8 protein-coding genes are annotated in these 8,646 nt (G+C 62.1%); 4 read left to right on the forward strand and 4 right to left on the reverse strand.

The features are described from left to right. The first annotated feature begins 220 nt into the window (after positions 1-220). From HLUSI_RS0121910 to HLUSI_RS0121920, 3 genes are read left to right on the forward strand one after another with little or no spacing between them, the layout of a single operon-like run. On the forward strand, positions 221-1,252 hold the full coding sequence (locus tag HLUSI_RS0121910; RefSeq protein WP_016836005.1) for a taurine ABC transporter substrate-binding protein: 1,032 nt from the start codon (positions 221-223) through the stop codon (positions 1,250-1,252). Between the two features lie 43 nt (positions 1,253-1,295). Further along, on the forward strand, positions 1,296-2,105 hold the full coding sequence (locus tag HLUSI_RS0121915; RefSeq protein ID WP_016836006.1) for an ABC transporter permease: 810 nt from the start codon (positions 1,296-1,298) through the stop codon (positions 2,103-2,105). Positions 2,106-2,112: 7 nt separating this feature from the next. Continuing rightward, complete coding sequence (locus tag HLUSI_RS0121920) at positions 2,113-2,943, forward strand: ABC transporter ATP-binding protein (protein WP_016836007.1); 831 nt, start codon at positions 2,113-2,115, stop codon at positions 2,941-2,943. A 138-nt stretch (positions 2,944-3,081) separates the two neighbouring features. On the opposite strand, the gene HLUSI_RS0121925 is transcribed toward HLUSI_RS0121920, so the two are convergent. The 3 genes from HLUSI_RS0121925 to HLUSI_RS0121935 form a co-directional block, all read right to left on the reverse strand. Beyond that, a complete protein-coding gene (locus HLUSI_RS0121925) occupies positions 3,082-4,266 on the reverse strand; it encodes an ABC transporter substrate-binding protein (RefSeq protein ID WP_016836008.1) in 1,185 nt (394 codons plus the stop codon). Positions 4,267-4,364: 98 nt separating this feature from the next. After that, entirely contained in the window at positions 4,365-5,960 is a 1,596-nt protein-coding gene (locus HLUSI_RS0121930) for an aldehyde dehydrogenase (NADP(+)) (RefSeq protein WP_016836009.1), read from the reverse strand. Between the two features lie 16 nt (positions 5,961-5,976). Further along, positions 5,977-7,116 (reverse strand): iron-containing alcohol dehydrogenase, encoded by a 1,140-nt coding sequence (locus tag HLUSI_RS0121935; protein ID WP_016836010.1) that lies wholly within the window; start codon positions 7,114-7,116, stop codon positions 5,977-5,979. Between the two features lie 192 nt (positions 7,117-7,308). Between HLUSI_RS0121935 and HLUSI_RS0121940 the strand changes: the two genes are divergently transcribed. After that, on the forward strand, positions 7,309-8,253 hold the full coding sequence (locus tag HLUSI_RS0121940) for a LysR family transcriptional regulator (RefSeq protein ID WP_016836011.1): 945 nt from the start codon (positions 7,309-7,311) through the stop codon (positions 8,251-8,253). Between the two features lie 46 nt (positions 8,254-8,299). On the opposite strand, the gene HLUSI_RS0121945 is transcribed toward HLUSI_RS0121940, so the two are convergent. After that, the coding region (locus tag HLUSI_RS0121945; RefSeq protein ID WP_016836012.1) for a hypothetical protein at positions 8,300-8,646 on the reverse strand (347 nt) is incomplete at its 5' end.

An 8,646-nucleotide genomic window follows, 5' to 3' on the forward strand; every position in this document is an offset into this window, starting at 1 on the left:
CCTTCAGCGCGACGCCGCGCCATCCTTCCTCTGGATTTTCGACGCGCCGACGCGCTTAGTTGAAATCCGGATATGCAAGCTCTGAATTGGTATTTTTACAAAACCGCCGGACTCTTTATAGTCTGCGAAACACGGAATCCGTTCGGGCTCCGATTCTTTTGGCGCGCGCGTTTTCAGTTAGCCGGTGCGCCGTCGCTCAACAATAAAACGGGGTCGGGAAATGACATCGCATACTCTCTTCAAGAAGCTCGCCGCCGCCGCGGCACTCATCGTCACCACACTCGGTGCAAACCTCGCGCATGCCGAAAACGTCCCGCAGGAAGTCCGCTTCGCCTGGGCCGGCGGACCGCGCGTCTGGATCCTCGGCAAGATCGACAAGTCCTTCGACAAATCCTTCGGCGCACCGGTGAAATGGATTCCATTCGCCACCGGCGCCGACGTGCTGTCGCTGTTCGCCGCCAAGGAAATCGACATTGCCCGCTTCGGCTCCAGCCCGGCCGTCGCCGGCATCGCGCGCAAGCTGCCGATTGAAATCATCAGCGTGCCCGAAGTCATCGCCACCAGCGAACGCCTGATCGGCCGCAAGAGCAAGAACATCAATTCGATCAAGGACATCGAAGGCAAGACCGTCGCCTATCCGCCGAACTCGACCGCGCAATATGCGCTCGAGCTGGCCATCAAGGTCAACCGTCTCGACAAATCCAAAATCCGCCTGGTGCCGCTGAAGCCGGCCGACCAGGTCGCCGCATGGAAGCGCGGCGACATCGACGCGGCCTATGTCTGGGGTCCGTTCACGCAACAGTTCGAAGCTGACGGCGGTCATGAAATCTTCGTTACCAAGCAGCTGCAAAAAGACGGTTATCTGGTCTACAACAACTTCGTCGTGCGCAAGGAATTTGCCGAGAAGTACCCGCAGTTGGTCGTGAAATTCCTGCGCACCTACCAGGAAAAAGTCGACCAATACAAGAAGGATCCCGACGGTTCCGCGCAACTGATCGCCAAGCATCTCGACATTCCGTTTGAAACCGCACGCAGTGTGCTGACCGGCCTGGAATATCCTTCCAGCACCGAGCAGCTGACCCCGGCCTACCTCGGCAACGGCGCCGCCACGCCGACCTCGGGCATCGCCAAGGCCGCCAAGGACACCGCCAACTTCCTCGTGGAAATCGGCGACCTGCGCAAGAGCGACGTACCGGAATCGTTTGCACCGGCCATCAACATCAGCTACCTGAAACAGGCCGTCGCCAAGTAATGCCCATGCACCACGCACCACATCAATCAGCCGGAGCACGCACATGACGGCGCAGGCAAGCCGCAATACCGGCCTCGGCATGGGTCCGGCCAAACGCGCCGCCGTCAGCACCGCCGCAGTGGCGCTGGTGCTGGGCGTGTGGCAACTGTCCGGCAGCCTGCACTGGATCGATCCGCTGCTGCTGCCGCCGCCAAGCGAAATCTTCCAGACCACGGGTGACATCCTGGCCGACGGTTATCGCCAGGTATCGCTGTGGCAGCACATCCTCGTGAGCGTGCTGCGCGCGACGGTGGCGTTCGTCGCCGCCATCGCCGCCGGCATTCCGCTGGGGCTGGCGATGGGCTTGTCGCAACCGGTCAGCGCGGTGCTGGAACCGTTCGTGCAATTCCTGCGGCCGTTGCCGAAGATCGCGCTGATCCCCTTGACGGTGGTGTGGTTCGGCATCGGCGAAGGCTCCAAGTTTTTCCTGATCTTCATCTCCTGCTTCCTCAGCGTGGTGGTCAGCGCCGCTGCAGCGGCAGTCGGCGTCAACAAGAACCGCCTGCGCGCAGCGCAGACGCTGGGCGCCAACCGCTACCAGCTGTTCACGCGCGTGGTGTTGCCGAATGCCCTGCCGGAAATTTTCACCGGCGTGCGCCTGTCGATCGGTATCGGCTGGACTTCGCTGATCGCCGCCGAAATGGTGGCCGCCAACTCCGGTCTCGGCTGGATGGTAATCAACGCCGGCACCTACCTGCGCACCGACGTGGTGATGCTCGGCATCCTGTTGCTGGGCATCATCGGCTATCTGTTCGACCTCGCGCTGGTGCTGTTGCAGCGCGCCTTTGTGCCTTGGGCGGGACGCGATTCATGAGCAAACTATGAACCAGATTGCACAACTGCCCGCCCGTGTGCGGCTGGCCGGCATCAGCAAGAGTTTCACCTCCGGCAAGCAGGCGGCCACGCCGGTGTTGTCGGACATTTCGCTGGAGCTGGAACAAGGTGAACTGGTCTGCCTGCTCGGTCCGTCCGGTTGCGGCAAATCGACCATTCTCAACCTGATCGCCGGCTTCGAACAAGCCGATCAAGGCGCCATCCTGCTCGACGGCGTCGCGGTCAACAAACCCGGTCCGGAACGCGGCGTGGTATTCCAGCAGCCGACACTATTCCCGTGGCTGTCGGTGCTCGACAACGTCACCTTCGGTCCGCGCATGGCCGGCATCAAGAAGTCCGTCTATCTGCCCGAGGCCGAGCGCTATCTGCGCCTGGTGGGCCTGCAGGATTTCCAGCATCACATGCCGTGGCAATTGTCGGGCGGCATGCGTCAACGCGCTGCACTGGCGCGCGCCTGGCTGCCCAATCCGGAAATCCTGCTGATGGATGAACCGTTCGGCGCGCTCGACGCACAGACGCGACTCATGATGCAAGAGCTGCTGACCAGCGTCTGGCAGACCACCGGCACCACCATCCTGTTCATCACGCACGACGTCGACGAAGCCCTGTTCCTGGCCGATCGCGTGCTGGTGATGTCGGCGCGCCCGGGCCGCATCTGCGCGGAATTCAAACTGCCCTTCCCGCGTCCGCGCGATGTCGAATTGCTGGTGGCCGACACCAGCTACGGCGCGCTCAAGCAAAAGATCCTGCACATCGTGCGTGAGGAAGCGCGCAAGAGCATGGCCGGCACCGGCGCGGCGGCAGCGCAAACAATCTGAACGACGCATAAAAAAAGCGCACCCCGACGTGAGTCGAGATGCGCTGAAATGCATCGGCTTGCGCCGACTTCTGCTCAGAAAAGTTACTACTTCAAATCTGTTCTTACTGTCTTTGCTCTGTCTTTTCTATCCCTGCAATCACTTCCACAGCGAGCACTTCGACTCGGCCTTGGTCATGTACGCCTGGTCGCCGGGAATCGTCTGCACCAGCTTGTAGTAGTCCCATGGGCGCTTGGATTCGGACGGTTTTTTCACTTCCATCAGGTACATGTCATGCACCATGCGGCCATCCGGACGGACCACGCCGTTGGAGGTGAAGAAGTCGTTGATCTTGTTCTTGCGCAGGTAATCCATGACCTTGTCGGCGTCGGTGCTGCCAACGGCCTTGACTGCCTTCAGATACTGGCCCACCGCCGATGCATCGCCGGCCTGGAACATGGTCGGCATCTTCTTCATCTTGCCGAAGTAGCGATTGCCCCATGCGCGCGCCTGGTCGTTCATGTCCCAGTACCAGCCGTCGGTCAGGTACATGCCTTGCGTGACTTGCAGGCCCAGCGAGTGCGTGTCGGTGATGAAGATCAGCAGACCGGCCAGCTTCATCGTCTTGTTCACGCCGAATTCATTGGCCGCCTTGATGGCGTTGATGACGTCGCCGCCCGCGACCGCCAGACCCAGGATCTGCGCCTTGGAGGATTGCGCCTGCAGCAGGAAGGACGAGAAGTCCGATGTCGCCAGCGGTGCGCGGACCTGGCCGACGACGGTGCCGCCGCCGGCCTTCACGACGTCGCTGGTGTCTTTTTCAAGCGAGGTGCCGAATGCGTAATCGGCGGTGACGAAGTACCAAGACTTGCCGCCTTGCTTGGTGATCGCTGCGCCGGTGCCGCGCGCCAGTGCCGTCGTGTCGTAGGCGTACTGGACGGTGTAGGCATTGCATTCTTCATTGGTTTGGCGCGTGGTGCCGGCGCCGACCGAGATGAAGACCTTTTTCTTTTCGCCGGCCACTTTGCCCATGGCCAGGCTGGCTGCCGAGTTCACGCCGCCGACCAGCATGTCGACGCCGTCGCGGTCAAACCATTCGCGCGCCTTGTTGGCGGCGATGTCGGCCTTGTTCTGGTGATCGGCAAAAACGAACTCGACCTTCTTGCCGTTGATGGTGCCGCCTGCATCGGCGATCGCCATCTTGATCGCTTCGATGCCGCCCTGGCCGTCCATGTCGGCATAGGTGCCGGACAGATCGGTGATGAAGCCGATCTTGATGGTGTCGCCGGCTGCGTTGGCATTGCCGCTGAATGCTGCGCACATCGCGGCGGACAATGCCGCCATTTTCAGAAATTTTTTCAAACCCGTCTCCTCTGTTGTTATGGTCCTGCCGCGACGCGCAACCTGGAATTGCGCGCCGCCTCCCTGTTCAAATCAAATTGTCATGCAGTACGCGGATCGTTCACCACGGCCTTGGTCGGCTCCCCATCGACCAGACGCAGCAGGCCGAGCGGATTGCTGTTTTGCAGTGCAGCCGGCAACAACTCGTCCGGATAGTTCTGATAGCAGATCGGACGCAGGAAGCGGTCGATCGCCAGCGTGCCCACCGAGGTGCCGCGCGCGTCGGACGTGGCCGGATACGGGCCGCCGTGGACCATCGCATCGCTGACTTCGACGCCGGTCGGGAAGCCGTTCAACAACAGGCGACCGGCCTTCTGTTCGAGGATTGCGATGAGATCCTGGTTGCCTTGCAGGTCGCCGATCTCGGCTTGCAGGGTGGCGGTCAGCTGGCCATTCATCTTGGCGGCGAAGTCCAGCAGCTGTTCACGGCTTTCCAGCTCGACGATGACGGTGGAGGGGCCGAAGACTTCTTCTTCCAGCGGTGCTTCCTTGGAGAACAGCAGCGCGGCATCGGCCTTGAACAGGTGCGGCACGGCCTGGGTGTAGCTGGTGCCGCCAGTGGCGATGACCTTCACGCCCGGCAACTGGGTCAGGCGCGCCACACCGCCGTTGTAATGGGTCAGGCCGCCGCTGTTGAGCATGGTGGCCGGGTTGGTGCCGCCGAAGGCCGCCGACAGCTTCTCGATGAAGGAAGTCAGTTCCGGCGAACGCACGCCCAGCAGCAGACCCGGGCTGGTGCACAGCTGGCCCACGCCGACGGTGACCGAACCGGCCAGGTCCTTGGCGATGGCGTCACCGCGCAGCTTCAGCGCTTCCGGCATGAGGATGATGGGGTTGATGCTAGACATCTCGGCAAACACCGGAATCGGCTGCGGACGGGCGGCTGCCATGTCGCACAGGGCGCGGCCACCGCGCAGCGAGCCGGTGAAGCCGACCGCCTGGATGCCGGCGCTCTTGACCAGCTGGGCGCCCACGCGGTCGCCGTAGATCATGTTGAAGGTGCCGGCGGGCATGCCGGTCTTCTTGACGGCGCGCTCGATGGCGTCAGCCACCAGTTCGGAGGTGATCAGATGCCCGCTGTGGGCCTTGAACACGACCGGGCAACCGGCTGCCAGCGCCGCAGCGGTATCGCCACCGGCCACCGAGAACGCCAACGGGAAATTGCTGGCGCCGAACACGGCCACCGGACCGACGCCGATGCGGTATTGACGCAGATCGGGACGCGGCAGCGGCTGGCGTTGCGGCAAAGCGGTATCAATCCGGGCGCCGTAGAAATCGCCGCGGCGCAGGACCTTGGCGAACAGGCGCATCTGGTTGCTGGTGCGGCTGCGCTCGCCTTGCAGGCGACCTGCAGGCAAGGCGGTTTCACGCGAGACTTCCGCGATGAAGTCATCGCCGAGGGCGTCGATTTCTTCCGCGATGGCGTCGAGGAATTTGGCGCGCGCTTCGGCCGGCAAAGCGCGGTAAGCCGGATAAGCCGCGCTGGCGGCGTCGACCGCAGCGCTGACTTCGGCTTCCGTTGCGGTCAGGAATGGGACGGCATGCGCTTCGCCGGTCGCCGCTGCGATGCTGAGCAACTTGACGTCGCCTTCGCCGCTGCGTCCGCCGCCAATATAGTTATGTCCGAGCAGTGTCATTTTTATCGTTCTCCAGTTACATCGATAGGGTGAGCATACGAGCGTAGTCGTCTTCCGACGCCACGCGCGGATTGGTTTTGTGGCTGTGGTCAGCCAGTGCGCCCTTGATGATCTTCGGATACATGTCTTCGGTCACGCCGAGTTCGGCCAGGCCGGTCGGCAAGCCGAGGCGTCGGCTCATATCCTTGATCGCAGGGCCGATGTCGGCTTCCTTCGCCAGCCCCATGGCGTGCGCGATGCGCGCCAGTTTCTTTTCCTTGATGACCGATTCCGAATCCTTGTTGAACTCGATGATGGCCGGCAGGAAGATGGCGTTCAGGGTGCCGTGGTGCAGGCGCGGATTGATGCCGCCCAGCGAATGGCTCAGGCTGTGCACGCAGCCGAGGCCCTTCTGGAAAGCCATGGCGCCTTGCATCGAGGCGCTCATCATGTTCAGGCGCGCTTCGCGGTCGTGCGGTTCTTTGGTGGCGCGTTCGATATGCGCCCAGGCGCGCCACAAACCGTCCAGCGCAATGCCGTCGGCCGGCGGGTTGAAGGACGGCGCCATGAAGGTTTCCAGGCAGTGGGCGATGGCGTCCATGCCGGTGGCGGCGGTCATCATCGCCGGCAGATTCAGTGTCAGCTCGGGGTCGCAGATCGCCAGGCGCGGCACCAGATACGGCGACAACACGCCGACCTTGCGGCCGTCGTCGAGGATCAGGATGGCGCCGCGACCGACTTCGCTGCCGGTGCCGGCGGTAGTCGGGATGGCGATCACGGGCGCGGTCTTGGCGGTGATGTTGGCGAGGCCGCCTTCGATCAGCGCAAACGATTTGAGCGTGCCTTCGTGCGTACCGCAGACGGCCACGCCCTTGGCCAGGTCGATCGAGGAACCGCCGCCGACGGCGATGATGCCGTCGCAGGCGCTGTCGCGGAACAGCTTGACCGCAGCGCGTACGGCGGCTTCATTTGGATTCGGCGGCGTCTGGTCAAACACGGCGACTTGGGCGCCGTCTTTCAGCTGGGCCACGACTTTGTCGAGGATGCCGGCATTGCGGATGCCCATGTCGGTGACGATCAGCGGCTTGCGGATGCCGATGCGGTCGCATTCCTGCTGCAGCAGCGCGAGTGCGCCGAAATCGAACTGGACTTGGGTAATGTAGTTAATCAATGCCATCGTACATAGCCTTAAAGTTATAGATATACTTGCAGCGTGTTGCGAAGCCGGCGGCTTCCGAACCACGGCGCATCAGGCGATTTCCCTGTGCGAATCAAGCTTTAGAGGCAAAACTGTATGCCAATCGGCAGGCTTTGCCTAATGAGAACTGCTGATACAGCTATAACCTATACTCATACACAAATCATTCCCATGATGCAAGAAATCCCCTCGCTGAGCTCCATCACTTCCCGTTTGCATCTGAAGCAGTTGCGCCTGCTGATTGCACTGGCCGACCACGGCTCGCTGCTGAAGGCGGCGGAACAGGTCGCGCTGACGCAGCCGGGCGCCAGCAAGGCCTTGCAGGAGATCGAAACCACCTTGGGCGCGCAACTGTTCGTGCGCACCAACCGCGGCCTCGAGGCGACCGACCTCGGCCATTGCGTAATTCGCTATGCGCGCCTGATCCAGACCGACCTGGCGCATTTGCGCGAAGACATGATCGGCATCCTGCAGGGCCACGGCGGCCGGCTGGCGCTGGGGGTGATCATGGGGGCGGTGCCGCTGCTGACCGATGCGCTGACGCGACTGCTGGAAAAGCGCCCGGCGCTGTCGGTGGAAATCGTCGAGGATACCAGCGCGCGGCTGCTGCGCCTGCTCGACCAGGGCCGGCTGGACATGGCGATCTGCCGCACCAGCATCAGCCAGCAGCCGCACCTGTACGACAGCATCGACATCCACAACGAGAAATTGGCGGTGGTGGCCAACATCAACCATCCGCTGGCGGGACGCGAAACACTGCAGCTGACCGATCTGGTCGATTCACGCTGGGTGGTGTATTCGGCCAACATGCCGATGCGGCTGTTGCTGGAGCGCGAATTCCATGAAGCCAACCTGCGCTTCCCGCTGCACTTGCTGGAAACCACCTCGGCCTTCACCACCTTGTCGTTATTACAAAGAAATCCATCCTTCGTGGCGCTGATGTCGGTCGACGTGGCGCAGTTCTGCACGCGCTTCGGCATGACCACGATCCTGCCGCTGCCGCTGCATTCGCGCAGCGAGCCGTATCAGTTGGTCACGCGCCACGGCAGCATGCGGTCGTCGGTGGCGCAGTTGTTCATCGACGAATTCACCGAGACGCCGAAGGAAGAGGCGTAAAAAAAGCGCTCCGTTGCGGGAGCGCTTTTTGATATTCCGAACCGGCTTACTTGTTCGGCTGCGGCGTGATGCGCAGGTAAGGACGCGGCGAGGTGTAACCCTTCGGATACTTTTGCTTGATCACTTCTTCATCCTTGACCGACAACGGGATGATGACGTCGTCGCCGTCTTTCCAGTTGCCTGGCGTGGCCACGGTGTAGCCGTCGGTCAGTTGCAGCGCATCCAGCACGCGCAGCACTTCGTCGAAGTTGCGGCCGGTGCTCATCGGGTAAGTGATGATCAGGCGCACTTTCTTCTTCGGATCGATGATGAACAGCGAACGCACGGTCGCGGTTTCGGACTGGTTCGGATGGATCATGTCGTACAGGCCGGCGACTTTCTTGTCGACGTCTG

It is taken from the genome of Herbaspirillum lusitanum P6-12 (assembly GCF_000256565.1).
Taxonomy (GTDB): domain Bacteria; phylum Pseudomonadota; class Gammaproteobacteria; order Burkholderiales; family Burkholderiaceae_D; genus Herbaspirillum; species Herbaspirillum lusitanum.